This is a genomic window from Undibacterium sp. (assembly GCF_030683615.1).
Classification (GTDB): Bacteria; Pseudomonadota; Gammaproteobacteria; order Burkholderiales; family Burkholderiaceae_D; genus Undibacterium; species Undibacterium umbellatum.
In genome coordinates this window covers 83,105-108,775 of sequence record NZ_JAUXQE010000006.1, presented here as the reverse complement: position 1 = coordinate 108,775, position 25,671 = coordinate 83,105, and the positions used below count along the sequence as shown (strand labels likewise).

At 48.3% G+C, this 25,671-nt stretch carries 30 protein-coding genes; 12 read left to right on the top strand and 18 right to left on the bottom strand.

Annotated elements, in window-relative coordinates:
• Positions 1-148 precede the first annotated feature (148 nt).
• The 5 genes from Q8K39_RS03495 to Q8K39_RS03475 all read right to left on the bottom strand — a co-directional run bounded on the left by Q8K39_RS03495 (position 149) and on the right by Q8K39_RS03475 (position 5,242).
• The gene (locus Q8K39_RS03495; RefSeq protein ID WP_305258311.1) at positions 149-976 is read right to left on the bottom strand and encodes an SAM-dependent methyltransferase; all 828 of its coding nucleotides are present in this window, start codon (positions 974-976) and stop codon (positions 149-151) included.
• Between the two features lie 111 nt (positions 977-1,087).
• Positions 1,088-1,327 (bottom strand): hypothetical protein, encoded by a 240-nt coding sequence (locus tag Q8K39_RS03490; protein WP_305258310.1) that lies wholly within the window; start codon positions 1,325-1,327, stop codon positions 1,088-1,090.
• A gap of 108 nt (positions 1,328-1,435) precedes the next feature.
• Positions 1,436-3,193 (bottom strand): GGDEF domain-containing protein, encoded by a 1,758-nt coding sequence (locus Q8K39_RS03485; protein WP_305258309.1) that lies wholly within the window; start codon positions 3,191-3,193, stop codon positions 1,436-1,438.
• Between the two features lie 22 nt (positions 3,194-3,215).
• A complete protein-coding gene (locus Q8K39_RS03480; protein ID WP_305258308.1) occupies positions 3,216-3,431 on the bottom strand; it encodes a hypothetical protein in 216 nt (71 codons plus the stop codon).
• Positions 3,432-3,532: 101 nt separating this feature from the next.
• Positions 3,533-5,242 (bottom strand): M14 family zinc carboxypeptidase, encoded by a 1,710-nt coding sequence (locus Q8K39_RS03475; protein WP_305258307.1) that lies wholly within the window; start codon positions 5,240-5,242, stop codon positions 3,533-3,535.
• A 125-nt stretch (positions 5,243-5,367) separates the two neighbouring features.
• Between Q8K39_RS03475 and Q8K39_RS03470 the strand changes: the two genes are divergently transcribed.
• Positions 5,368-6,471, top strand: coding sequence for a low specificity L-threonine aldolase (locus Q8K39_RS03470; RefSeq protein WP_305258306.1), 1,104 nt, complete (start codon positions 5,368-5,370; stop codon positions 6,469-6,471).
• A 108-nt stretch (positions 6,472-6,579) separates the two neighbouring features.
• A complete protein-coding gene (locus Q8K39_RS03465) occupies positions 6,580-6,921 on the top strand; it encodes a hypothetical protein (RefSeq protein WP_305258305.1) in 342 nt (113 codons plus the stop codon).
• Between the two features lie 25 nt (positions 6,922-6,946).
• Here the strand turns inward: Q8K39_RS03465 and Q8K39_RS03460 are convergent, their stop codons facing one another.
• Both Q8K39_RS03460 and Q8K39_RS03455 read right to left on the bottom strand, forming a co-directional pair.
• The gene (locus tag Q8K39_RS03460) at positions 6,947-8,374 is read right to left on the bottom strand and encodes a HAMP domain-containing sensor histidine kinase (RefSeq protein ID WP_305258304.1); all 1,428 of its coding nucleotides are present in this window, start codon (positions 8,372-8,374) and stop codon (positions 6,947-6,949) included.
• Positions 8,371-9,057 carry a response regulator transcription factor gene (locus tag Q8K39_RS03455; protein ID WP_305258303.1) on the bottom strand — a complete coding sequence of 229 codons (687 nt, stop codon included), beginning with the start codon at positions 9,055-9,057 and terminating at the stop codon, positions 8,371-8,373. Before Q8K39_RS03455 ends, Q8K39_RS03460 begins: the two co-directional genes overlap by 4 nt.
• Positions 9,058-9,233: 176 nt before the next feature.
• Here Q8K39_RS03455 and Q8K39_RS03450 point away from each other — a divergent pair, with 176 nt between their 5' ends.
• Positions 9,234-10,334, top strand: coding sequence for a hypothetical protein (locus tag Q8K39_RS03450; RefSeq protein ID WP_305258302.1), 1,101 nt, complete (start codon positions 9,234-9,236; stop codon positions 10,332-10,334).
• A 19-nt stretch (positions 10,335-10,353) separates the two neighbouring features.
• Here the strand turns inward: Q8K39_RS03450 and Q8K39_RS03445 are convergent, their stop codons facing one another.
• Both Q8K39_RS03445 and Q8K39_RS03440 read right to left on the bottom strand, forming a co-directional pair.
• On the bottom strand, positions 10,354-10,812 hold the full coding sequence (locus tag Q8K39_RS03445; protein ID WP_305258301.1) for an SRPBCC family protein: 459 nt from the start codon (positions 10,810-10,812) through the stop codon (positions 10,354-10,356).
• 41 nt (positions 10,813-10,853) lie between these two features.
• Positions 10,854-11,285 (bottom strand): MerR family transcriptional regulator, encoded by a 432-nt coding sequence (locus Q8K39_RS03440; RefSeq protein WP_305258300.1) that lies wholly within the window; start codon positions 11,283-11,285, stop codon positions 10,854-10,856.
• 74 nt (positions 11,286-11,359) lie between these two features.
• On the opposite strand from Q8K39_RS03440, the gene Q8K39_RS03435 reads away from it, so the two are divergent.
• Positions 11,360-12,199, top strand: coding sequence for an alpha/beta fold hydrolase (locus tag Q8K39_RS03435; protein ID WP_305258299.1), 840 nt, complete (start codon positions 11,360-11,362; stop codon positions 12,197-12,199).
• Between the two features lie 78 nt (positions 12,200-12,277).
• Here Q8K39_RS03435 and Q8K39_RS03430 read toward each other — a convergent pair whose 3' ends face one another.
• The 8 genes from Q8K39_RS03430 to Q8K39_RS03395 all read right to left on the bottom strand — a co-directional run bounded on the left by Q8K39_RS03430 (position 12,278) and on the right by Q8K39_RS03395 (position 19,950).
• Positions 12,278-13,570, bottom strand: a complete 1,293-nt coding sequence (locus Q8K39_RS03430) for an acetamidase/formamidase family protein (protein WP_305258298.1) — start codon at positions 13,568-13,570, stop codon at positions 12,278-12,280.
• Between the two features lie 143 nt (positions 13,571-13,713).
• Positions 13,714-14,199 (bottom strand): hypothetical protein, encoded by a 486-nt coding sequence (locus tag Q8K39_RS03425; protein ID WP_305258297.1) that lies wholly within the window; start codon positions 14,197-14,199, stop codon positions 13,714-13,716.
• Positions 14,200-14,238: 39 nt separating this feature from the next.
• On the bottom strand, positions 14,239-15,585 hold the full coding sequence (locus tag Q8K39_RS03420; RefSeq protein ID WP_305258296.1) for a TAXI family TRAP transporter solute-binding subunit: 1,347 nt from the start codon (positions 15,583-15,585) through the stop codon (positions 14,239-14,241).
• Positions 15,586-15,587: 2 nt separating this feature from the next.
• Positions 15,588-16,388 carry a molybdopterin-binding protein gene (locus Q8K39_RS03415; protein ID WP_305258295.1) on the bottom strand — a complete coding sequence of 267 codons (801 nt, stop codon included), beginning with the start codon at positions 16,386-16,388 and terminating at the stop codon, positions 15,588-15,590.
• Positions 16,389-16,399: 11 nt separating this feature from the next.
• Entirely contained in the window at positions 16,400-17,212 is an 813-nt protein-coding gene (locus Q8K39_RS03410) for an EI24 domain-containing protein (protein ID WP_370868548.1), read from the bottom strand.
• Positions 17,209-18,189 carry a sterol desaturase family protein gene (locus Q8K39_RS03405; protein ID WP_305258294.1) on the bottom strand — a complete coding sequence of 327 codons (981 nt, stop codon included), beginning with the start codon at positions 18,187-18,189 and terminating at the stop codon, positions 17,209-17,211. Before Q8K39_RS03405 ends, Q8K39_RS03410 begins: the two co-directional genes overlap by 4 nt.
• Complete coding sequence (locus tag Q8K39_RS03400; protein ID WP_305258293.1) at positions 18,189-18,941, bottom strand: polysaccharide deacetylase family protein; 753 nt, start codon at positions 18,939-18,941, stop codon at positions 18,189-18,191. The genes Q8K39_RS03405 and Q8K39_RS03400 overlap by 1 nt, the downstream gene beginning before the upstream one ends.
• A gap of 34 nt (positions 18,942-18,975) precedes the next feature.
• Positions 18,976-19,950: a cytochrome D1 domain-containing protein gene (locus tag Q8K39_RS03395; RefSeq protein ID WP_305258292.1), complete on the bottom strand. Its 975-nt coding sequence runs from the start codon at positions 19,948-19,950 to the stop codon at positions 18,976-18,978.
• 409 nt (positions 19,951-20,359) lie between these two features.
• Here Q8K39_RS03395 and Q8K39_RS03390 point away from each other — a divergent pair, with 409 nt between their 5' ends.
• The 4 genes from Q8K39_RS03390 to Q8K39_RS03380 all read left to right on the top strand — a co-directional run bounded on the left by Q8K39_RS03390 (position 20,360) and on the right by Q8K39_RS03380 (position 21,786).
• Complete coding sequence (locus Q8K39_RS03390; RefSeq protein ID WP_305258291.1) at positions 20,360-20,716, top strand: FKBP-type peptidyl-prolyl cis-trans isomerase; 357 nt, start codon at positions 20,360-20,362, stop codon at positions 20,714-20,716.
• Positions 20,717-20,746: 30 nt separating this feature from the next.
• On the top strand, positions 20,747-20,857 hold the full coding sequence (locus Q8K39_RS24925; RefSeq protein ID WP_370868547.1) for a VOC family protein: 111 nt from the start codon (positions 20,747-20,749) through the stop codon (positions 20,855-20,857).
• 72 nt (positions 20,858-20,929) lie between these two features.
• The gene (locus tag Q8K39_RS24920; protein ID WP_370868546.1) at positions 20,930-21,181 is read left to right on the top strand and encodes a hypothetical protein; all 252 of its coding nucleotides are present in this window, start codon (positions 20,930-20,932) and stop codon (positions 21,179-21,181) included.
• Between the two features lie 80 nt (positions 21,182-21,261).
• The gene (locus Q8K39_RS03380) at positions 21,262-21,786 is read left to right on the top strand and encodes a DUF4410 domain-containing protein (RefSeq protein WP_186954145.1); all 525 of its coding nucleotides are present in this window, start codon (positions 21,262-21,264) and stop codon (positions 21,784-21,786) included.
• Between the two features lie 135 nt (positions 21,787-21,921).
• Here Q8K39_RS03380 and orn read toward each other — a convergent pair whose 3' ends face one another.
• A complete protein-coding gene (gene orn, locus Q8K39_RS03375) occupies positions 21,922-22,518 on the bottom strand; it encodes an oligoribonuclease (RefSeq protein ID WP_186954144.1) in 597 nt (198 codons plus the stop codon).
• 42 nt (positions 22,519-22,560) lie between these two features.
• Between orn and Q8K39_RS03370 the strand changes: the two genes are divergently transcribed.
• From Q8K39_RS03370 to Q8K39_RS03355, 4 genes are read left to right on the top strand one after another with little or no spacing between them, the layout of a single operon-like run.
• Positions 22,561-23,820: a M48 family metallopeptidase gene (locus tag Q8K39_RS03370; protein WP_305258399.1), complete on the top strand. Its 1,260-nt coding sequence runs from the start codon at positions 22,561-22,563 to the stop codon at positions 23,818-23,820.
• Positions 23,821-23,830: 10 nt separating this feature from the next.
• A complete protein-coding gene (locus Q8K39_RS03365; protein WP_305258290.1) occupies positions 23,831-24,181 on the top strand; it encodes a 4a-hydroxytetrahydrobiopterin dehydratase in 351 nt (116 codons plus the stop codon).
• Positions 24,181-25,086: a ribosome small subunit-dependent GTPase A gene (gene rsgA / locus Q8K39_RS03360; protein WP_305258289.1), complete on the top strand. Its 906-nt coding sequence runs from the start codon at positions 24,181-24,183 to the stop codon at positions 25,084-25,086. The genes Q8K39_RS03365 and rsgA overlap by 1 nt, the downstream gene beginning before the upstream one ends.
• A 5-nt stretch (positions 25,087-25,091) precedes the next feature.
• The gene (locus Q8K39_RS03355; RefSeq protein ID WP_305258288.1) at positions 25,092-25,670 is read left to right on the top strand and encodes a hypothetical protein; all 579 of its coding nucleotides are present in this window, start codon (positions 25,092-25,094) and stop codon (positions 25,668-25,670) included.
• Position 25,671 lies beyond the last annotated feature (1 nt).

The window sequence follows — 25,671 nt, the reverse complement described above, 5'->3', positions numbered from 1 at the left end:
CTTAGGCACATTTACGCACTTTTATAAGTGGTATGCAGGCGTTAGCAAGCAATCTGCAATGCAGATTGCCAATAAGCCATTCACAGCTCGCACAATCTGCACTAACTGTAAAAGGCTCATCGTTACTACACAGGTTCAGTCGTATCAATCAGGCAGCTTGCTGGACTTGCGCCCTCAAAGCAGCAAGTGCATTGAGTTCGTCAATAATCGCCTGATCTTTTTCCAGGGTTTGTGCTGGTGGTATTACCAGTGTCGTGATTTGTTTATACGACATCTTAGGCAAATCCCCCAGACGCAGCTTGTCTATGCGTGTTTTTTCGAGCGGGTCAGTTGCGGCCTCATACAGAATGACTTCATGATCCAGAGGGTAATACTGCGCCAGCTTATTCACCAGTATTTGCAAATGGGCTGGCTCTGTATCAAAACGCTTCAAGGTCAAATCCCCGGCAATACCAACCTGCCACAAAATCAACAAAGCTGTCGGGTCCAAAGTCCGTTTATAGATCATGAACTGGGTAGATTCCATGGATTGCATGCCATGACTACCCGGATCTATGCCCAAATCAGCGACCAGGCAATCAAGCGCAGAAATGCCTGGCTCCATATGCGCTTCATAACCTTCTTCGCGGGCTTCGGCAATGGCCATGTGCGAGATACAGGCGAATATTCCTGGGTGACCATAAAAGGCAGCACATACTTTCTTGCCAGCACGCATTTCTTTCAAAATAGTGTCGGCCATACGCCTATAAGTATCACGCCTGGTTTTGCCCTCGACCTTGGTGTCGTCGTAATGATCATTCAGGCATACATATTCTTTGGCAACACCTTGCAACCATTTGCGCGTAAAAATATTGGGCACCGCCGCAATGACGATATCGAAAGACTCAATATAACTTTGCGCAATCGGCGTCAATTGCCCAGCCATACGCATACCTGTACCAACACAGACCAGTGACCCTTGTTTATGATTTGTCATAGATTTTTAGATGAAAACGTGAGAGGGAGCAGCAAAACACAAGGAAATAGAGCCAAGAATGGATGCATTACATGGCCCTATCCATAAAAAAAGGAACTTAAGACAATCAATCTATGCTTTAGAGGTTTCTTCATGCTCAAATTGCGTCACGATAGAATCAAGTGCATCAAAGTCTCTAAATGGTATGTCCAGGAAAGCAGATATTTCACGTCTATCTTGTTTTAACAAAACAATTTGCTCATCAATGGATAAACCAAAATCACGGGCTGCTTTAAGTGGGTCTCTTCTATGCAATTGAATAAGAACCGCATTTGTGTCTAGGGCATTCAGATAATCTAAGAGCTTGAACATACTTTTCTCCTTGGCTTTTAAAACATCGGCGTAATACCGTCGATGATTTTATTCTTAATTTTCAGACAATGGAAAGTATGTTTTCAACAATAATTAAAAGATTCTAAATCAGGATGCTTGCCTGAAAACATTCACGCAATTTCTACCTTCTGCCTTGGATCTGTAAAGTGCTTTGTCTGCTGCTTCCAGGGTTTCGTCAAAGTTGCTTAGCCCATTTCCATCGACTGTGGCAACACCAAAACTGGCAGACAAAGAGAAGATATGGCCGCTAGGTTCAGTGTCTATCATGGCAATCGCCATACGGCAACGCTCTGCCAGTTGCAAGGCAGAAGCCTGGCTGGAATCTGGCATGCAGATACCAAACTCTTCGCCCCCCAAGCGCCCAAACAAATCCACTTTTCGCAAATGTGTTTTGACGGTTTCGCTGACTGCTTTCAAAACCCAGTCGCCAGTACCATGGCCGTGGGTGTCATTGATATTCTTAAATAAGTCCATGTCAAACAAAATGACACTGACACTACCAGTGCGCATCTTGAATGCTTCATTGGCAAAGCTGATGAAATGCATGCGATTGGCTGCCTGAGTCAAACCATCAGTTTGTGAAAATTGGCGGAACTGGTTTTTTTGTTGTAACGCCCTCATTAGCCAAATGCCCAATACGAACACGATGACCAATACCAATGCAATCAAGAGCACTAAATTCTGATTATTCTTTTTTTCCAGTTCACGTTCAACCGCCAGGATTTTATTTTTTTGTTCAAGCAGGTTCAACTGATTGGCTTTATCCTGCGTATCGAATTTGACACGCTGAAATGCAAGATTTTTATGGAGCAAGTCGTCCAGCACGCGATTTTTCAAAACCAGTGCAGTCTCAAAATACTCCAAAGAATTCAAGTACTGCCCTTGCGCACGCTTTATACTAGCCATAGTTTCTGCCGTTTTCTCCATCAATTGAATGGCATTACCTGCCTTCGCTTTTTGGTAAGCCTGCAATCCATAGCGCTCAGCTTGTTCCAGATTACCTGTATGTAAATAGGCGCGTGCCAAAGCTTCTTGAAGTTGAGTGCCATAATCTGAACTTTGATTCAATTTTGAAAAATCTTGAAGCAGTGTTATTGCGGCCCCTTTGCCTTGCAGATAGTTGCCAGAATCTATTAAATCTATGCAAGCCAACGTGTTCAGCAAGAGTGAATAAGAATTTTTGTTCGCGGCATCGCATACTCGTATCGCATCAGGCAGAACCGCTCTGGCTCGTTGCCGTTCACCACGCAAAAAATTAATTTCAACTTGGTCGCCTAAAGCAAGACAGTGAGTGGCACTACTTTCTGAAGCTGTTGCCAATGCCAACATTCGATCAGCATATACCAATGCTTCGTCATAGGCATGCAGCGAATTGAGGACATTGATTGCTGCTTGTAACGTATCAACCTTTGCCTCGATATTAGTCAACTTTGGCAAAATCAGCATGCTTTGATTCATTGCCTCCAAAGCTTTCTCATACTCACCTAAGTTGGTAAAACCTGAAGACAACTGTGACAGAAATCTAACTTTATATAGAGGTTCATGAATTTGCTCTATAACAGATTGAACCAGCTCCACTCTCTCCTTATGCATGCCCTTAAAACCGAGAGTCGCAGCTCTCAACAGAAAAAATCTGTTTTTTTGCGCTTCAGTGAAATTTTCTTTAAGCCCCGCCAATCTGCTTAGCGTGTCAGATGCTTTTTCTGGAGCAGTAACAATCTCCGTTCCAGCCTGTTTTATTAAATCGTCAATCGATGCGGAATCAATGGTTGGTTTAGCAGCCATTGAAGTACCGGCGACAAGCAAAATGGACGCCAAAAAAAATATAGCTCGAACCAATGTCATTGCATGCGCCGGAAAATGCAAACTAATATGGGGTTACTATAGTATCCAAAGCGTTGAGCTTGTCGACAGGAATCTCCAACAAATCGGCAACAGCCTGTGTATCTACAGAATGAACTGCCGTTTTTTCTTCTTCAGTTAATCCAAAGTTAGTCATTGCACCAATTGGATCATTTACATGCGCCTCACGCGCAGCAGCATCTTTATCCAGTGTATTCAAATAATCCAGCAATTTAGACATAGTGTTTGACCTTTCAATTAAATCTCAGGTTATAAAACAGGGAGAATCCCGAGAAAGATTCTATTATGTTTCTGTAAAAACTTGTAACAATTTTCAAAAAATCAATGCATTATGCGCAACACTGGGTAACGACGCCATTCTGGTTCTTTGAACCTGGCGCAACGGCTGAAAATGAAGTCCAGTACGGCTTGTTGATTACTGAGCAATTCCGGGTTGGTCTGCTTCCAAAGTTCGAAAGCCTGCTTCACTTCGGGTTCGGTATTGAGTATGTCAGTAGCGGTGTCTTCAAATACATAATCTGAATAAGCTTCTTTCTTTTCCAGAACACTGTTAAAGAAACCCCAGCGGAAGAAACTATCATGCCCTTGCGGTTCCAGTGTCTCGACGATATAGCGTGCCTGTGGCTGGTCCAGTGATACCAGATAATCACCAGCATGGGCAACAATACGCTCGTCATACTGTTGCAATTGCACGTCGTCGTGGAACATATGGCCTTCATAGGCATGAGGGCGGGACTGTACAGACTGTATGCCATAGACTTCGGCTTGCATGACGGTGTCACTGTCCTGCCTTTGCATGTGCACGCCATTCCATTGCAGGCGCTCTATCACGGCACGCCAGGCTTGCGGAATCAAATAGGCTTTTGGTCTGGTCACGCTGATATCGGCGACAAAATGGTCGTAGTAAGCGATAGGCTTTTCCCATGGCTGGCTGCGGTCATAAGACAGGCGCGTGTAATTGCCCAGTACACTGGGGCTGTAGACAGCCTGGTATCCCTTGAACAGGAAACTCGAAGGCTGACCATGATCTGCCGCCCAGTGAATAGCAACTTGTTGCGCCTGGCTGGCGGCCTGACGTGCCTCTGCACGCAAGGACTGGATTTGAGCACCATGCGCAACGGTGAATGCCAATACGGTCTCCACCAAGGCGCGCATGGAGTCGTATCGATCGGCGAAGGGTTTCAGCATATGGGTTTCCGGCATGAAACCTATGGTGTGATGCAAAGCTGCATAACCAGTAGAGAAGCGGGGGGTTTCCAGGAAGTCTTCAATGCCATGATCAGGGCTGTCCTTGACCGGATTCACATAGGGGCAAGTTGACCAGCCGCGCGCCTGCATTTCTGTGTAAATGGCAGGCAACATGGTATTGCGCAAGAATGGCCCCAGGCCATAGCCCAGCTTGTCTGCCTGGGTTTGTATCAGGGTCATGGTGTAGTGATAGTCGGCACCGTTTGAGGTATGGGTATCGACCATGACATCGGGGCTCCATTCGCTGAAAAAGCGATTGAAGACCTGGGCGTTTTCACTATCACATTTGATGAAGTCACGGTTCAGGTCCAGGTGCAGGCTATTGCCACGGAAACCGAATTGCTCAGGCCCGTCCTGATTTACGCGAGAGGTATTCTGACGATTGAGGCAGCCATCGACATTGTAGACAGGAATAAACAGAAAGACCGTATTACCCAGCGCTGCCAGGCGCTCAGGCTGGAGGCAAAAATCACGTACCAGGGCCATACAGGCATCTATGCCCTCAGGCTCGCCTGGGTGTATACCATTATTATTAAAAAAGATGGGGCGTTGCTCTTGTTTGATACGGGCGAGGTCAAATACACCATCCGCCGTCACTATGCCTGCATGGACAGGTTTGCCATTATCGGACACACCAATCTGGCTGAACTGCAAAACACCAGGGAATTGCGCAGCGAGATGCTGATAAAACTGTATGCAAGCTTCCCAGGTAGTGGTCTGGTTTTGGTTGCCAGCTTCATAGGGTGTAATGAAATCAGCAGGATGCTTGGTATGTGATGACATGCGCTAGACCAATTGAAAGTGATTGTATTCCGGGATTTTAGCGTACAAGTCGCTAAACAGGCGTGGCATACTGATGCCCGCTTGAAACATTTTTTTGATTTCCCCAAGTATTGCTGGAGAATTTAGTGACCGACGCCGAAATAAGCGCACTGCGCCAGAGCTGCAAGACAAATTTGGCGGGACACCGCGCCGTCACCCCCGCTGAAAGCTTTGCGCGCATGGCAAGCTGGTGCGAGGAGCATCAGGTACAGCATGACACTTATGGTGAAGGTGATCTGGTGCAAGGCTTTGAGAAAAAAATCGCTGCCTTGCTGGGCATGGAAGCGAGCCTGTTTTGCATCACTGGCACGCTGACCCAGGTCACGGCGTTGGGACTTGCTTGTGAAGAAAGAGGCAGTTCACTGGTGGCACTGCATCCCAGCTCACATATTCTAGTGCATGAAAGAAGCAATTATCAGTTGCTGCAACATTTCCATGCCCTGCAAATTGGCAACCCACATCGTCCATGGACGCTAAAAGACTTGCAGGTCCAGCCAGAAAAAATCGCTGCTGCTCAATATGAATTGCCCATGCGTGAGATAGGCGGGCAATTGCCTGCATGGGAAGAACTGAATGACATCAAGTCCTGGTGCCGTGAACAAGATATCCATCTGCACATGGATGGTGCCCGCTTGTGGGAGGCAGCTGCAGGTTACAGCCGCAGCCTGGCAGAGGTGGCTGCGGGTTTTGATACGGTCTATGTATCGTTTTACAAAGGCATAGGCGGACTGGGTGGTGCGATGTTATTAGGCAGTGCAGAATTCATTGACAAAGCGCGGGTCTGGATGCACAGACAAGGCGGCAGCGTATTCCGCCGCAGCCCTTATGTTGTGGCCGCTGCCATGCAGTTTGACGAAAGGCTGGCTGCGCTGCCCGCCTGTTATGCCCGTACGCAGTGGCTGTATGAAGAATTGCGCGCCTACCCACTATTTAAAGCCAATCCGGCAGCGCCACAATGCAATATGCTGCATCTGTACCTGCCGACAGACAGGGAGACCGCCCTTGCCATCCGCAACCGCATTGCGCAAGAACACGGGATATGGCTATTCAATAATACTGTGCATACTGCCTTGCCAGGACAATGCATGTTTGAATGGTATGTGGGCGACAATTTGCTGACGATGGCTGACGAAGAACTCAGACTAGCATTGAATCTGTTCGCAACTGCCTTAAACAAAACAGATTATTGATCAATCCAATCATTGCTCGTTATGTGAGTTATCGCACATACAAGACATTCTGCGTGCATTAAGCTTTTTTCATTGTTTCGTCATTTGAAGAAACGCAAAGGAGTAATAATGATAAGCCTGCTCAATCTCGTGTCGGATAAAGTCAAATACGACCCCAACCATTTGTTTGATATCTTGATCAAACGCCTGCGTTTGAAAAACGATGCGGCATTGGCCAAAATGCTGGATGTTGCACCGCCAGTAATCAGCAAGATCCGTCATCTTCGCTTGCCAATAGGTGCATCACTCATGATCACCATGCATGAAATCAGCGGCCTCACAATCAAGGAATTGCGCGCACTGATGGGTGACAAAAGAGAGACCTTCCGGATTACAGATTCGCAGTTAAAACCCTCTTTGGCAAAGTCGCGCCCGAAAACCAAAGAGCGAACTGTAAGTCAACAGTATTAAAATCTGTGCTGCAGTGCATCTAAGGTTATCGCCTGGGGAAAATCAAGCTGAGGCGTGCACCGGGATATTCGCTATGCGCCTCTCCATTACCAATATCGTAATGACCACCGTGCAGTTCGACTATCGCCTTGATGATAACTGATCCAAGGCCCAGTGAAATTTCGGCCTGCTTGCTTGGCAAACCCGAAAATAACAGCCGTGTGTCACGCCTTTGCCCAAAGCGAAACATGGCATCTGCTGACAAGCCAGGGCCATCATCCTCAATAATCAATTCCAGCGCATCAGCAATAACTGAGAGTCGTATGCGCACCTTGCTTTGTGCATATCTGGCAGCGTTATTAAACACATTCCGCAAAAGCCTGGATATGAGATAGGTGTCGCCAGTGATACTCCCTCCCGGCTCGCCACCCTGATCACAGGTTTCATCTATCTGCAGCACAAATTCAATGGCTTGATCTGCTTGCTGCTGCAGATGATCGGCATGATCGGTTTCTATTTTCAACAAATCACATAGGTCCACGCTGGTGGCCTGATTGCGATAACGCGGCTCATCAATATTCGCAATAAAAAACAAGTCATCGATCAACCTGGTGAAATAATCAAGTTCACTGCTGACGACAGTAAAAAACTCTTCGCGCTCTTGCATTTCCATGGCTTCGCCGTGGGCGGACAAAGTATCAATCGCAGTCCGCAAACTGGTCAAAGGTGTGCGCAGATCATGACCCAGTTCTTGCAAAAGTTCACGTCGCGTTTTTTCTATCGCTTGTAATTGCATGACCAGTCGCTGTATTTCATCGGCCATTGCATTGAAATGTTGCATCAGTCCGCCTATGGCATCCAGCCTGCCGGAAGTAAAACGCGCCCCCAGGTTACCAGCTTCCATACTTTTAATAACGCCTCTCGCTTCGGCAGAACGCCCTCGCAAATACAGTGCGAGCAATAGCAAGCCCAGCAAAATTGCGGTCACCAGCGTCACGACAAACAGCGTCGCCATGGTAAAAAATGCGCCACGGGCTGCCGTGCCTGGATTGTGTATCAGCAAATAACGTGGTTCATCTGCCTGCAGACGTACTATAGCAGTCGCTGCACTCCCGGAAAAAAAACGTCCGCGCGCCACTACCTCATGAATCACTCCAGGTTTGATACGTTGCAAGAGTGCGGCTGGCGGCGGTGCATCGACTGGGTTGCTGGCAAGGATTTTATTGTCTGAATTCACTATCCACATTTTCAGTGGGATAGCCGGTGACTCACTGCGATAAGCCTGGACTCGGCGCAGGCCTTCAGCATAATCATGCTCTTCGACGATGCGTGCGATAAACAGATACATGCTGCGCTGTACTTCGTCGCCGGGGCGCGTGGTCACCTCCCTGATCATCCAGAGATAAAACAAACTTAGCAGCAGAGCAAAAAATATGCTGATCGCAAAAAAACGCAACCATAGTGAACGACTCATGCATGCTCCAGTTTGTAACCAACGCCATAAATGGCGACAATACGCTCAGTCGCGCCAGCGTCCTTTAATTTGCGACGCAAATGGCTCAAATGTGAGTCTATGGTGCGGTCGTATATAAGATGAGTGCCCTCAAACTGATTCAGTATCTGTTCCCTGGTGATGGCGGCTCCATTGGCTTTTACCAGCAACATCAGCACTTCATATTCCTTCTTGCCCAATTGCAGAGCAGTTCCGGCAATACTTGCATTACGACGCTCAACATCCATATGAATATCACCAAAACCGATCACATTCAGGTTTTGATTGTCTGCAGGCACCCGTCCCACTAGACGACGCATGCGCGCACTCATTTCACGCAAGCCACAAGGTTTGCGTATGTAATCGTCGGCACCACCTTCTATACTAGCCACAACTGCACTTTCATCTGTTCTGGCTGACAGCATCAAAATTGGCGTTACAGTTTGGAGTGCACGCAATTGTCGGCACAGGTTGATGCCATCTCCATCAGGCAAGCCGACGTCGAGCAAGATCAGTTCAAAGGTCTGTAGCGTCAGTACTCCCAACGCGGCTGCGACGCTGTCCGCATGACTAAGCACAAAACCCTCATAGCGCAAACCCATACTTAAAGTGCGGGCAATCATGGGATCATCTTCAACTAAGAGAACTGAAATTACTGAGTTCATGGGCATTGAAACAAGTCGTAACAAAGAATATGTCCTCATTTTGCCATACAGACGACAAGTAAGACTCCTTCCATCAAAATTACAGAATTCATGTTTACAGTTTCTGACAGCTGGCTTGCCTCCTCTTGGTGTCTATTGCAAGTCTTCACATCATCTGTCCCTACACTGGAGATCACATGTCTTACTCTTCACGAACACACACAGTTATCGCTATTGCAGCTATCGGCTGCATAGTCAGCGCCTGCGGTGGCGGTTCTGGCAGCCCATCTGACGCCGCGCCACCTGTTGCCAGCAATAGCAGCGCGACGACCACAAACAACACAAACAGCACAAACTCTGGGGTCAACAACAACCGCCTTGCAGCAGCCACCGTAGCGGCAAAAAATGCGGCAAATACAGACCCCATGTGTACTACAGACAAGCTCGGCGATTTTTACTGGGAAATTGGCAATGCCAGTGATAACGCGCCGATAGTGTACAACTCGCAAGGTACTGGTAGCGTCAATTCAAGCAGCTATTTCAATATTGCCTCAGCATCGAAATGGATATTTGGTGCTTATGTGCTGGAAAAGAAGGGTATAGACCAGGTACGCGGCATTAGTGCTTTAAAAGACGGTTTGCGCTTCATGTCCGGCTACACTGGCTTCAATGAGGACGCCTGTATAGGCAAACAGAATGTAACTGCCTGTTATATCGCGGGCATGAATGGCAAGACCGGTCAGGCCAATCCAGATACCGTCAATAAATTTGACTATGACAGCGGCCATGATCAAAAACTTGCCAGTGTGGACTTAGGGCTGGGCAACTTCACAGCAGCCCAGCTTGATGCCGAATATCAAAACACCATAGGCCTGAGCACGGGCTTCCACATGGCTACGCTAGATCCATTAATGGCAGGCGGCATGATGGGCACGGCGACAGACTATGCGCTGTTCTTGAAGAAGATCATAAAGCAGGATTTGGAAATTGGTCGCTATCTTGGCGACCAGGCAGTCTGTGCCCTGCCTTCTGCCTGCCCTGGTAAAGTAGTGTATTCCCCAATATTGTTATTGAACGAACCCTGGACTTACTCTTATAACCATTGGGTAGAATCTGAAAAAGGGAACGGTAGTATTGACGCTTATTCCAGCCCCGGAAAATGGGGTTTTTACCCTTGGATTTCTGCCGACAAAAAATATTATGGCATCCTGTCGCGACATGACAAGGAAATAGGTGCTTACGGAGCATCAGTCAAATGCGGTCGTCAGATACGCAAAGCTTTTATGAATGCACTTTGAGGCCAAAAGTGCTCAAGCATCAAGGAGAGGCAACAAATTGCCTCTCTACATATGAGGTCAACGCGACGATACGCTTTTCTGTTTCACGCTTGAATTTGAAGCACAGTATGGGCGTCAAAATCCATGACAGCCATCTTGGCTTAGCCGTGATGTTATAGGAAAAGCGCACGCGCGTGAGTTCATCAGACAAGGCCTTGAACTGCCAGCCGCCAGCAAAATGGTCAAAAATATAGGGGCCGTTGACCATTTTGACGGCGGCGACCTCATTGGGCTTATACGACATGTACTCTATATCCATCGCCAGGCCATTACCACCGATGCAGCGCGCCTGCACACCCAACGCCGCCACCTTGGCATCGTTCAGCAAGTAAGCTTCAGTCGTCAAGGTATCCCATTCTGTCCTGAGCGTGTAATCCTGAGTCAGGTCGAACAGATACTTGGCGCTGGCCCTGACTTCAAATTCGTGTTTTATCAGCATAGTTTTGAAGTATTCATAAGTTCACAGATTGCAGAAATATCTTACCCGGCATTCTGCAGCGAGGGACATGCATTCTCATCAATATAGGCAATGAGGTCCTGATCACCGAGAAATCTTTGCATTAGTTTATCCAGCAGCGCCAACCTGGCCTTTTCATCAGCAATACGCTGGATTATTTCTTGACGCTTTTCGAGCATGGCAGCCAACAATTCTTCACATCGCTCTGGTGGCTGACTTAAATGAGGCAAGGCCTCACGCATTTGATCCAGTGAAAAACCTATTTGCTGCGCCAATTTGATGAATTTCAGGATGTCTGCAGTATGGGCATCATAGCTGCGGTAACCATTTCCCGAGCGTGGTGGAGATGCCAGCAAACCTATGCGTTCATAGTAACGTATGGTGTCGCGGCTCAGTCCGGATAATCGTTCCAGTTCAGAAATACGCATAGTGCTTGACTGTGGAGTTAAGTCCATAGATTACCATAGTTTGTGCGTATTTTACGCTTCAGACAATGCATGCAATTTCACCTTACCAGGTCCATTTACCCATGATGAATATCATTTGCGCGGACGGCAGACAACTTGCCAGCACCCTTTTCCCACACCAGGCGGCAGAAAGACGCGGTGTTATTGTGATCAATTCAGCCACCGGCGTACCGCAGTCTTATTACCGTCATCTGGCCGAACACCTGTCGCAGAGAGGCTATGATGTATTGACCTGGGATGCACGCGGCATAGGTGCCTCGCAAACCTGCCATGCAAGACTGGAAACTGCACGCATGCGTGACTGGGGCAGGCTGGATATGGATGCCGTCTTGCGCAGCACAGTCAGCACACTCGATATCCCGTGGGAACAGATGACTGTACTGGGGCATAGTTCAGGTGGCCACCTGGCTGCTCTGGCTCCCTCCCTGCAAAATGTACCAAGGTTAATTCTGCTAGCCTCAGGTACTTGCAACTGGCGTCTTTATCCCAAGGCGCAATGGCCACGCCTACTATTCGCCTGGCGTCTGACTGCACCATTGCTGTTGCATAGCCTGGGTTATTTCCCCGGCAAAGCAGGTATAGGACATGACTTGCCCAGAGGAATAGCCTGGGATTGGCGCAACTGGAGCCTGGCCGATGACTATCTTTTCTCTGATAAGGAAATCGATACTGCCGGCTATAAAAATTATAGTGGCAAGATTTTTTCCCTTTCTTTTGCCGACGACCATGGGTTTTCTCCACCAGGGACTGTGGCAGATTTACTGGATCATTTTCCACTTGCGCAAAAATTCCACAAAGAAATCCAGCCCGCCGAACATGGATTAAGAAGCATAGGCCATTTCGGCTTTTTCAAGCGAAATAATCAGGTTCTGTGGCCATTGCTGGAGAACTGGCTATCATAGCAAGAGGCAGGAAGTTTAAAATACAAGGCCCCTTCTGCTTATCAGTGAAAGCAGAAGAGATATTCAGTAAAGCATACCTCAGCGACGAAGCAGATTTGCCAGCACAGTCTTATCCAGCTTTGCTGCAACACCAACGCTGCGCCCCGCCAGATTGGGAACACTGAAACGAATTGCGCTCCCCAATATCTGGGCACACTCCGACAGGCTGAGCCCGTAATCCTGTTGCAGCCACTGCACCATGCCGGTGGTTGCTGCACGCAAGGCATCATCCAGCGAGCCAGCCTGCCCCAGCACCATGATCTGCGTTGGCGATTCTACTCTTGGTGCATTGACAGATTTTCCTTTAATGACATCCACGGTAAATTCAACATCCATGGATGTTTCCAAACCATATTGACTAGTCTCGCCATCTCCCTGCAAGGCATGAGCATCACCCAGATAGAGCAAGGCACCGGGTTGCTGCACAGTCAAGTAGACGGTATTGCCTTCAATGACCTCATTAAAATCCATGTTGCCGCCAAAGCGCCCTGTGTCACCAGTAGAGACAGGTGGAGAACCATTGCCCGGTGCAACTGCCAGTCCACCCAGCATGGGGCGAACTGGCAAGCTCAAATTGCGCAAGCCTTCTGTCGGTTTTTCTGGACTTGCCAAACCTCGCTCCCTGTCCAGCTTCCAGCGTATGGGCTTACCAAGACTTTCTGCCTTGGCTGCCAAAGCTGGCCCAATAGCCCTGCCGACGATGCTGTCAAGGCTGTCTGCATAATCACGGTTCAGGCGCAAGCGTTTCAAATGTATGACCAGTGTGTCACCTGGTTCAGCAGTGCTGATAAAAAACGGCCCGGTTTGCGGATTGCCATACAAGGCTTTGGTAACTCCATGTTCATCGACACCACCAGAATCTATGGTCTTGGTCTTCACCGTGTCGCCAGGCCAGATAGTCAGCACGGGCGAGCGGTGTGGACTGAATTCATTGGAATAATCTGCGGGCTGGAAATCGTATTGTTGTGCAGGTCCGACAGGACGATCAGGTAACCTGCGTGCAGTGAATGTGTGCGAGGCTCTGGCCTGTGGATTATTTGTATCAGGGAAATCAGCCGTGCCCTGCATGGCATCCTTGCTGATTGTGCCGACATAGGAATACTTTGCCTTGTCAGCATCCGTTACCGTGAACGCCATGCCTTTGGCGCTGCGCGTACCAGCCAGTTGCTCACCATCAAGCTTGCCGCTGATGCTGCTACCGTCCACTGTAATGCTCAAGGTCTGATAAGAGCGGTTGCCCCATCTATCGACTTGCAATAGCCAGTGCTCTTCATCTGTTGCACTCGCCAAACATGGGACGAGAAAGACCAATAGCATCGCGTATCGCAGCATGTTTTTTCCAGTGATGAAATTTAATGTAACTGGAATACTAAATTATTCCGCGCTTAAGCTTCATCAAATGCGATGAACTGCCAATTGCCATGCACAGGCTGCAAACTCACCAAGATAGTCTGCACTGCCGACGCAAGATGGAATTATGGTTTTGCCTTGTTTTGACGAATTTCCAACGCCTTGGCAAGCAATTCATCGGTACTCCAGTGCCGTGTCAGCCACACGGTAAGTGCCTCGCCAGAGATATGCCAGCTAAGCATGTGGCGGTCTTGCAAATGATCTTGATTATAGGTTCTGGCGACGTACCAGGCTAAGCGCGAACCAACAGGATAGGAGTTCTCCAGAAACAAAGAATAAATATCGTAGGGTGTTAAGACTTCTACTTGTAATACTCCCTGCTCCTTCAATTCTTTCCAGATCAGCGCTTTATTTTCAGGGCTGATCACAGTAGTTTTCGCAGGCTCTGGTCTGCCTGTAATGTTTGATAAACCGTATGCATAAAAAAACAAGGGGCCGCTCAGCAACACCAGAATTATCAGACATAAAACTGCAGCCATACTTTTTAAAAATAGCATGTTTAAGCGAGGTGCGGTAAATTTGCTTCCACTGGTAGTTTTTATCTCAAGCATAAATTTGCCTTGAAAATCCTTGTTGGACGTACAGTCCCATTACTGCGTCGCCTGTCCCATGGATGCAGTCAGCATGTTCTGTACTCTTGAGCGTACGAAATGAATATGGCTGCGCAAACCGTATAACTCTTCAGCGTAAGAAAGAGGTATGGTGATGCGATTCACTTTTTCTTCTAACTCATCAAGATGGCGTAACTGATCCTGTGCAACGCTTTGCCTGTCGGCCGCGGTAACATCTTCTATGGCCTGCTCTACCATGCGCAACTGGCCATACCAGCGGTAAATGCGTGAACGTATGCGCCAGACATACAAGGGAGGAATGATCTTCGAGAGCGGCAAGAACAAGGCACCAAGCGCGACGATGACTACCCACATGCGCTCTATGAAATTGGCGATCCAGAAGCTCAGGTAACGCTGCAACATCGGCGGGCCATTTTTATAAAACTTCTCCGCCTCATGCGCTACCGGTATTTCGGTATACTTATCAGATGGAAATTCTCCCTGGCGGCTAAACCAGTCGGCACTGCTATGTATCCTGCGCGCCGCTTGCAGCAGCAAACCCATCAATGCAGGATGCAGGCTTTCGTGGGCAACCAGGGTGGCGGTTGGTGCTATCAAATGATAATCATGGGCGGGTATATCCTTGCCTATATCGACAATGCCACGTGGCAGCACGACGTGCGATAAAAACGGGAAGCGCCTTGTATACGCTTCTGCCTGGACGAAATCAAACAGGCGTATGCCAGGTGTTTGCAATAGCATTTGTACCAGAGGTGAATCGCTGGCCGAGTTGAAGATCAGTACATCGACCTTGCCGTCCAATAAAGCCACCGTGCCTGGCGTGTCAGCCAGTTTTTGTATCTTCACGTCTTCTTCCGACATGCTGTTGACACTCAAAATCTGGCTGAAGAGTTTGGCGACACCGTTACCATCTGGCCCCACATTCACAACCTTGCCTTTGAACTGGCTGATGGTCGTTATTTCTTTGGGGCTGCGGTAAAACACCCAGATCGGTTCATAGAACAAGCTACCCAGTGAAATCAGGCCGCGCTCATGCGCCTGTGCTTCATCGGTAGAGCCGCTGCGCACGAACCCCACTTCAATTTCAGAATCAGGGTCGCTGATACGACTCAGGTTCTCTTCCGAGCCTTGCGAGATTTGCTGGCGCAAGGTGATCTGGTTCTTTTGCAGTTCTTGTGCATAGCGTTTGGCAAAACGTTCATAAGAACCATTTTCCTGTCCGCTGGAGATATCAATTACACGGGGTGGTGCCGGATCAACCAGCCAATACCCTGCGCCGCAAACTATCACCACCATCAGCGTGACCGGGCCAAATGCGACCAGCAAATCACGCAAATTAAAGAGGGTGAATTTAATTTTTTGCATTTTTAACTGATTTTGGCAGGCGTTGGAATGTATTCCGCCTTCAGTTGCTGCAAGCCCTCCAGCATTTTCTCAAAGGCAACGGGCACTTGCTGCTCATCACCCTTGACACCAAGTTCTATATGCCTGCGTTCAGTTGCACTGCCGACGCTGGGTAGACTGAAGACTTTGATCAGCGGAAAGTCTGCTTCCAGTTGCTCCATCAAAGGTGTGACGATGGATTCGGCAATTTCATACACCAGCACCGATTGTTCAAACTGCGCGTGTTGATGGAACAAATGAGTGAAATGTGTATCCAGCACCCATTCCAGCATGGGCCAGGCCATGACCGGAAAACCAGGGACGAAAAAGTGATTGCATATTGAGAAACCAGCGATCTTGTTGAAAGGATTGGGGATAATGTCAGCTCCAAGCGGGAACTCCCCCATTTTCAAACGGTGCTGATGGTCAGGCGTAGTCAGATCTGCGACTTCGCCTTTTTCTTTGGCGATATCCATGATGCGCTCCTGTATCAGGAGCTTGGCTTCAGGATGCAGGACTATTGGCACATCCAGTGCTGCTGCCGCGCATTGGCGCGTATGGTCATCCGGCGTCGCGCCTATGCCGCCAGTGGAAAAGACGATATCACCGCTGGCAAAGCTACGCATCAAGGTCGATGTAATACGCTCGCGGTTGTCACCTATGTATTCAACCCAGTCCAACTGCATGCCACGTGCCTTTAGCAAGGCGATGACTTTGGTCATGTGCTTGTCTTCGCGTTTGCCAGATAAAATTTCATCGCCAACGATAATCAGACCGATTGCCACGATTTCTCCTTTTATGCAGCAGCTTGCTTGCTGCGGTGACGCTGCAAGGACTCCAGACAATAATGCTGGAACCACAGGCCGGTAAATACAAAAACCAGGACATAAATCCAGATCGCAGCCCCTGCCATCACTGGCAACAAGACGATCCACATGGCCCCGCCCAGCCATAACAAACCCGGGGCGGCACCAAACAGGCCAGCGATAATGCCTATGCACAGCAAAGACCAGCGGTGCTCTTGCACCAGACTGGCTCTTTCTTCAGCATCGGCATGCAGTGCCAATGCATCGTACACCATGACCCTGTAAGTCAGCCAACCCCATAGCAGTGGTTGCAGGACCAGGCTTACAAAAGGGATCAGATTGAGTGGCAGTGTCACCAGCCAGACAATGATGAAAATACCGAAAGAAGACAAGGAATGCCAGATACTACCCAGCAGAGTGCCGCCATTTTTTTGCTCAAGATCAGGATAATCTCTTGTTCCCACATGTTTATTGATGGCCGGCATGGCAAACATGGCAATGCACAGCAGGGATGTAAATACCATGATAGGCAATAACACCCACATGGCCACAAAGGGACCAATAATTACCTTCAGGGAAAGCAAGCCGATCTTGGCCAGGATACCGCCATCCTTGGAAAAACCGTTATTTTCCATCATCCAGGCATGGACAAAATCGATCGCTTCCTGCAAACCCAGGTACATGAGTACACCGCACAAGATGAAAGCGACGACGAAAGGCAGCAGTGTCAACAGCAACATGCGGTAATGCATTTGCGCGGCCAGTGCCCTGCCCCATGCCCGCATCACAGATGCCATATTCATGTTTGCTTTTCCTTGTCAAATCCACACATGCGCTTCAAACCCAGCCATTGTTGTGACCAGAATCCCTCACCATAATTGCGAGCACTGCCTTCTGGTGCGGCCAATTGATCTCGTATGCCGGTCAGGGCAAATTCCTTGCTGAACAGCGTCGTGCCAAACAGCACATCCCAGACAGGAAATAAAACCGCAAAGTTATGTCCGCCCAAACTGCCTTTGCCATGGGTTTCATGGCCGACGCCGATGGCATGGTGGGTACGGTGATAGCGTGGCGACACCAGCAAGTATTCGCCGATGCGGCCAAAATGTATGCGCACATTCGCATGTTGCAGGCTCTGCAGCATTTGCGATGCCATCACCAGCAGGATGTATTGCCCAGGTTCGACGCCGATAACGATGGCAATCAGGCCCATATAGATATCGCGCAAAAAGTCATCCAGCAAATGATTGCGGTTATCGCTCCACAAATTCATATCGCGCTGGCTATGGTGCAGGCTATGCAAAGCCCACCACCAGTTGAAGTGATGCTCGGCACGGTGATACCAATAATCGAAAAAATCCAGCACAACCAAATATGTCAGGAAGAGCAAGACCGGGTACTGCAACATGCCTGACCAGATATTTTCCAGATGAAAGGGATTAACGCCCTGCAAATGCAGCGTCGCTGTCAGTTCATCAAGCAAGGGGTCCAGCACAAAAAACACCAGGATGGAAAATGCCCCCAGCCTGTGTAATGCGGTATAGATGAAATCATTCCAGCGCGCATAGCGGTTTTTGATTTCATGGACGGGCACCCATGCTTCAAGCGGGCGCAGGACAAGAAACAGTACGATCAATTGCAAAACGCCAAGGATGAACCATTCAACGCCCTCGAAGGCATCTTCCACAAATTCACCCAAACCCAGACTAAACATGGCGGGCTGTACTATCGTTTCAAAAATCCAGGCTTGCAGATTTGTGAACAGATCGGAAATAGTCATTATTTTTTCTGCTGATGTAAATTTTGGTAAGCGGGATGTTCGCGTAGAGTAGCAAAACAAAAGGATTTTTGCTTAAGGCCGTTAATTAACGGCTCCAGATTTTCTGGTGCCCAGGGCTGTTTGCGTGACCAGATCCCCAGATGCGCCATGAAAATATCACCATCCCGCAGCCTATCCAAGGCGCGCTTGAGTAGCATTGGATTGCTGAATTTTTCGCTAGGCAACTCATCGCCAGAAAATCCAGCCGGTGCCCAACCCACATGCTGATAAGCGCAAGCCTGCCCGGCTTTCAGTAAATTGGGGGTCGTTTTCCCACCTGGAGCGCGCCAAAATGGATCAAGCTTCTTGCCCGTCATTGCAAAAAACCGCTGATCAACCCGGCGCAGTTCCTGGCAATATTCTTGTGCTGTCCATTGCAAGGTTTTGCCAGCTTGCGCGCCGAACTGCGGCTTGACGGCAATGCGCCCGTCAGGCAAGTCACCGACGACGTAGACATGATCAAAAGTGTGGCTGCCAAAAGCATGGCCTTCTTCTGCCAGTTTCTTCCAGTAGGGCGACCAGCTCATATCCAGCGAATAATCGCCCTGCACAGTCTTTTCGTTCGCCAGAAAAAACGTCGCCTTGATCTGATGCTGGCGCAAAGTCGCTGCAATCAGTTCAGCCTGTGACTGGCTGCCAGTATCAAAAGTCAGGTAGATCGTGGCCTTGCAACTACCCGCCAGTGCAAGATTTGTCGCTGGCATTACTAGCATGGCCAGCAATACCAGGTGCAAAGAGCGCGGCAATTTACATATTGCCGGCACGGTTGGCAAAGTAGACACCATGCGGAGAGCGGCCTACCGGTATCATCTTGATCACTTTACGAGAGGCGATATCGATCACGGCAACTTTCTTGATCCAGCGCAGGGTGGCCCACAGGGTTTTGCCGTCTTCGCTGACTTCCATGCAATCTGGCCCGCCAGGCACTGGGATAGTGCCAACGATTTCCAGTGTTTGCTGATCCAGAATATTGATTTCATTGGAAGTGCGGTTAGAGACAAAGGTATGACGCTTGTCGCCCAAGGCGCGGAAATTATGCGTACCCTCGCCTGCCTTGATTTTCTTCACGGTTTTTTGCGTACGCCAGTCGATGACTTCGACATAATTGCTACCCATGATGCCGACCAATAGATACTTGTCATCTGGTGTCATGGTTATGCCCGCTGGCAACTTGCCAACAGGGATGGTCCATTTGACCTTTTGAGTCGCCAGATCAATAGCAGAGACCTGATCACTACCCTGCTGGGTGATGAATACCGTAGTGCTTGCCGCATCAAAAGCCATGTGGCTAGGCAACTTGGCTAAGGGTACTCGTTGTACTAATTTCATGTCCTGTCCATCGAACTTATAGAAATCGACACGATCAAGCCGCAAGGAATTAGAAATAAACCACTTTTGATCAGGTGAAAAGCCAATTTGGTAGGGGTCAACAATATCTTTGATACGCCGCTGTATCTGCCCCGTCTTGGGATCAAGAAATACCAGATCATCGCCCACAGCATTCGCCACGATCAAGGATTTATTGTCTGGCGTTGCCATCAGGTGATGGGGTTCCTTGCCGACAGGGAAAGTACTGATTTCTTTATAGGTGGTCTGGTCCAACAGAGTCACTGTGGCATCACGCGAATTCAATACCACGACGACATTGGCCTGAGCAGCATGTGCTGAAAAACCAGAAAGGAAAGCAAACGCCAAAGACGACAACAGAATACGACTACGCATGAAAGAGGACCGCAAAAAAATAAATCGAACTCGCATTTTACAGCGCATGACAATAAGGAAAGAGCTTTCCTTCAATTGTTTTTCAGCTTTTTCACTTAATTTGTTCAAAATCAAGCGTCGCAGCATTGCTCGCACTACAAGAAAGTGGTGAGTACTGTCCCAAGTCTTTTCTTTTGCTCTACAATTGCGCCAGCTTTTTTTCAATGTAATACTAAATTCATGGAAGAACAGTCATTTCAATTTGTCTTTGCGTTGATCACACTGCCATATTGATAATTACTGGTAAGCAATAAAATTGAATAATGTCTAGTGATGTACGGCACAGGACTGGGTTCACCCGCCAGTCTTGCAATGGCAAAACCTGAATTAAATGACCCGCGTTCCCCAGCGCGAAAACAAGGAAGAAATAATGAGCACTATTACAACAGTAAGCGGCCTTCAATACGAAGATAAAGTTGTTGGCGAAGGCGCAGAAGCGCAAGCAGGTAACCATGTAGTTGTGCACTACACTGGCTGGCTGCAAAATCCTGATGGCAGCGCTGGCAAAAAATTTGATTCCAGCAAAGACCGCAATGATCCATTTTCTTTCCCGCTGGGTGCTGGCAATGTCATCAAAGGTTGGGACGAAGGCGTACAAGGCATGAAAATAGGCGGCACCCGCATTTTGACTATCCCTTCCAGCCTCGGTTATGGCCCACGTGGTGCAGGCGGTGTTATCCCAGGCAATGCAACCCTGATATTTGAAGTGGAATTGCTGGGCGTTTAATTTCCCTGGCGACATCAATCAAAACTCAGCATGTCTGACTTAAACAAGCCCGTGGCCGCCGTCATGGGTTTGAATCATTTGACGCTATCCGTTTCAGACCTGGAGCGTTCTTTCCACTTTTATGTGGAAGTGCTGGGCTAGAAACCGCTGGCGCGCTGGAAAAGCGGTGCTTACCTGCTGGCTGGCGACGACTGGATCTGTCTGTCGCTGGATATGGAATGCCGTACCAGTCCCCTTGCAGAATATACCCACAGCGCAATTTCGGTTACCAGGGAGGCGTTTGAAGTTTTCTCACAAAAAGCAGATGCTGGCGAATTCCAACTTTGGAAAACCAATCAAAGCGAAGGCGATTCGCCTTATTTGTTAGACCCCAACGGGTACAAGCTGGAGTTACATGAGGGAGATTGGCAAACTCGCCTAGAAAGCTTCAAGCATTTTTCCTACGAAGGATTAATTATTTTTTAAATATATTGTAAAGACAAGAACTTTCAAGTCTAATGGCGGGCCGTAATTTCACGGTCAATTCTAAATCAAGAAGGAAGTTCATGTTCGCTCGCCTCTTCATCACAAGTTTAATTGCATTTTCACTCGTTGGTTGCGCGTCTGGAGTCAAGCACGCGGATACTGGCAACAAGCAATATTTATCAAATCGCCCCGCTAAATCCGTTTCCATATCATTGTCTACAGAAGCCAAGAAACAAGTCGCCGATAATTTAAAATTCGATCAGAATACTTTGGTTGGCAATGTCAAACGAGCAATGTCCTCACGGAACCTACTTAACGAAAACAATACAGAAGCAAGCAATACAGTAGAGATCTTGGTTAAGGATTTTCGTGTTCGCTCCGCCTTTACGGCCATCATGTTCGGCTTCATGGCCGGTGATGATCATATCGTCGGCGATGTTATCCTGAAAGACGCGACCGGCAAGGAAATCAATCGCTTCGAAGTCAGCGCTTCTTATGCGCTCGGCGGCCTTGCCGGCGGACAGGACGGAATGCGACTGAGCTGGTTGTATGAAAAATTTGCTGAATTGGCAGTAGAACACTTGAGTGGCAAAAAAATGTCATAAAACATTGTGATTGCTATATTGCAATGCATTTAGTTGTACGTTAAAAAAGCTCCCGGCGGGATGACAGCGCGGGAGCTTTTTACATTGAGCATTTTACATTTGGCTAAGTCTTAGCAAAAACAATCTCAAACCGATTTATTCTTTAATAAAATGTTCACGGTAATACTTCAATTCTTCAATTGATTCCAGAATATCCGCCAAAGCTGTATGCTTTTGATGCTTTTTAAAGCCGGATGCCAGTTCTGGCTTCCAGCGGCGGCATAGCTCTTTTAGTGTTGACACGTCCAGATTGCGGTAGTGGAAAAAAGCTTCCAGCTTGGGCATGCCGCGTGCCATGAAACGGCGATCCTGGCAAATGGTGTTGCCACACATAGGTGATTTACCAGCTGGAACAAATGGCTTCAGGAAAGCGATCAAAGCGGCTTCAGCATCCGCTTCTGTGACTGTGGAGGCTTTGACCTTGTCGATCAGGCCAGAGCGGCCATGTGTGCCCTTGTTCCAGTTATCCATTTTGTCCAGGGTTTCATCGGATTGATGAATTGCAAATACAGGGCCTTCCGCCAATACATTCAATTGTGAATCAGTTACCACCACAGCCACCTCAATGATACGATCTGTATCCGGGTCCAGGCCTGTCATTTCCATGTCCAGCCAGATCAGGTTCAACTCGTTTGGGCGTGCTGGTGTGGCTGGATTTGCAGTGTTTGTTTGAATGTCGGTCGCTTGTGACATAATTCTTCCTTGGCTATTACTTATCGAATGTCACATTTTCCCATGATTTCAGTCGCTTTTTCGGTTTTATTCGTTTCCTTCCTGCTATTGACGCTGATAATTCAGTTCTGGCTGGCCTCCCGTCATATCCGACACATCCTTCGTAACCGCGCGGCTGTGCCTGCACAATTCGCAGAAAAAATAGGCCTGGCCTCGCATAAAAAGGCAGCGGATTACACTATTGCAAAGACCAAGCTGGGCATGGTCATGCTGTTAGTGAACGCCCTCGTCCTGGTTGGTTTTACCCTGTTTGGCGGTCTGCAATGGCTGTCCGTGTATCTTGTGAAACTGACGGGACCAGGCATGTGGTATCAAATTAGTTTACTGGTCGCGTTTACCATCATCAGCAGCATCATCGAATTCCCTTTCAGCTATTACTCGCAATTCGTGCTGGAAGAAAAATTTGGCTTCAACAAGATGACATTGGGACTGTTTTTCACCGACATGATCAAGAATGCCGTGATAGGTGCAGTGCTGGGTCTGCCCCTGATCTGGGTGATTCTGACCTTGATGGAAAAAGCAGGCAGCCTTTGGTGGCTGTATGCATGGGCATTCTTCATCGCCTTCCAGATGCTGATCATGCTGATTTTCCCTGTCGTGATCGCCCCCTTGTTCAACAAGTTCTGGCCACTGGACAATGAAGAAGTACGCGAACGCATAGAAAGCCTGAGCAAGCGTGTCAGCTTTGCTTTGAAAGGCATCTTTGTCATGGATGGTTCCAAACGCTCTGGCCATGGTAATGCCTATTTCTCTGGATTTGGTGGAGCCAAGCGTATCGTGTTTTATGATACCTTGCTGGAACGCTTGGCACCGAATGAAATTGAAGCTGTGCTGGCGCATGAACTGGGTCATTTCAAGCTCAAGCACATCATCAAACGTATGGCAGTGATGTTCGCCTTGTCACTGGTCTTCATGGCCATGTTAGGTTTTTTCAAAGATCAAGTTTGGTTCTACACTGGCCTGGGTGTTGATCCTATGCTGTTGGCACAGAATGATGCGATGGCGATTATCTTGTTCATGCTGGCCTTACCCGTGTTTACCTTCCTGTTTTCACCGCTGAGTGCGATCACCTCGCGTAAACATGAATTCGAAGCCGATGCCTTTGCCGCCAAACATACCAATGCCAATGACCTCATCACTGCCCTGGTCAAAATGTATGACGACAATTCATCTACCCTGACGCCTGATCCCCTGCATTCGGCGTTCTATGATTCACACCCTTCAGCATCGGTGCGTATTAACCACCTGCTGGCTGCACAATAACGGAGATACCATGATCAAATTCACAGACTTGCTGGCGAAAAAGTCCCAGCACACAGAAACTGGCCTGGATGATGCCAGCCTGCCTGCCTACTTTGCTGCTACTCCTGAATGGACTCAGGATGGTCCACGTATCGTCAGGACTTTTCAGTTCAAGAATTACTATGAAACCCTGTCCTTCATCAATGCGATTGCCTATGTAATCCATGCAGAAGATCACCACCCTGAACTGGTCGTCACTTACAACCGCTGCGTTATCAAGTTTGATACGCATACCGTCAATGATGGTAAAGGTGGCATTTCAGAAAATGATTTTATCTGCGCCGCCAAGATAGACGCCATTTTCCAGCAGAGTTTTTCCTGATGGCGCGTTCACAGGCATTAGTCATTGCTGCCCATGGCCGCCATTATCTGGTACAGGCCGAGATTGATGGCGTGCAGGTCAAGCTCCATTGCGTCACCCGTGGCAAAAAAAGCGATGTCTCGGTTGGCGACATCGTTGAATACGCCCTGACCTCAAAAAACCAGGGTGTCATCGAAGCCATCACTACGCGCAAGACTTTGCTATACCGCTCTGACCAGTACAAATCCAAGATGCTGGCAGCCAACCTGACGCAATTGCTGATCGTGGTTGCGACTGAACCGAGCTTCACCGATGATCTGGTATCCCGCGCGCTGGTGGCGGCAGAATCATCCGGCATCAAACCACACCTGATCTTGAACAAAGTCGATGTCACCGCCTCTCTGCCCAAGGCAAGAGAACGCGTTGGCCTGTATGCCAAGCTGGGCTATCCGGTACATGAAGTATCTGTCAGAACAGACCCCGAAGGCACACGCCAGCTCATGCATAATCTGATGCAGGGGCAAAGTACCATCCTCATCGGCCAGTCAGGCATGGGCAAGTCTTCACTGATCAATTTGCTGATCCCAGACGCAGAAATCGCCACCCGCGAAATCTCGGCAGCGCTGGATACCGGCAAACACACAACCACCTTCACTCGTCTGTATCACATGGATGCCAACTCCTATGTGATCGACTCTCCCGGTTTCCAGGAATTTGGTCTGCATCATTTAAGTGAAGGCATGCTGGAACGCGCCTTTCCAGAATTTTTACCGCACCTGGGCAAATGCAAATTCTATAATTGCCATCACCATACCGAGCCTGGCTGCGCAATTCTGGCAGCAGTCAAGGATGGTGATATCTCGACCATGCGGCATGATATGTTTGAACAACTGGTGCATGAATCCAAGCAAACAATTGGATATTAAAACGCATGAATGTACTACGAACACGCTTCAGAACAAGGCTGATAATCGCCCTACTCTGCCTGCAAGCAAATTTATCCTTTGCCCAATCTGCCGACTCTTCGCTGGATGTGAAGGAGCTATGCAAGCAGGTTTTTTGTCGTACACCAAGCTTTACACTCCAGCTTAATAATAAAGTTGTATTTGAAGGCGCCTTTGAGACACCCCTTCCTGTTCTGATCAATAAAAAATTAATCTCAGTTTTCCCGGGTGAGACTGTCTTCATAGAAGCAAGTATCAATAATGGAGCAATCAGGCTGGAGCAAGCTGTCAGTACCAATGCACACCCCGAGCGTACTCTGGTATTTAAATTCCAGCAAATGGATAAAAAGAAGGACATGCTGCTCGAAGTAGAAAACCCATTTCCTGAAGATATTAAATTCAAGATGGGCTATATGCAGACAAACTCCAGCAAGATATACGCTACTTCCAGTTGCCCTGTGAGCGGCAAATTGAAGCTTTTTGAGCACTGGCCCTACCCTATCTATCAATTACTGATTACCCAAGCAAAGGTCTTGAGCCAGTCTGACAAGAAAGTGTGCAATTAAG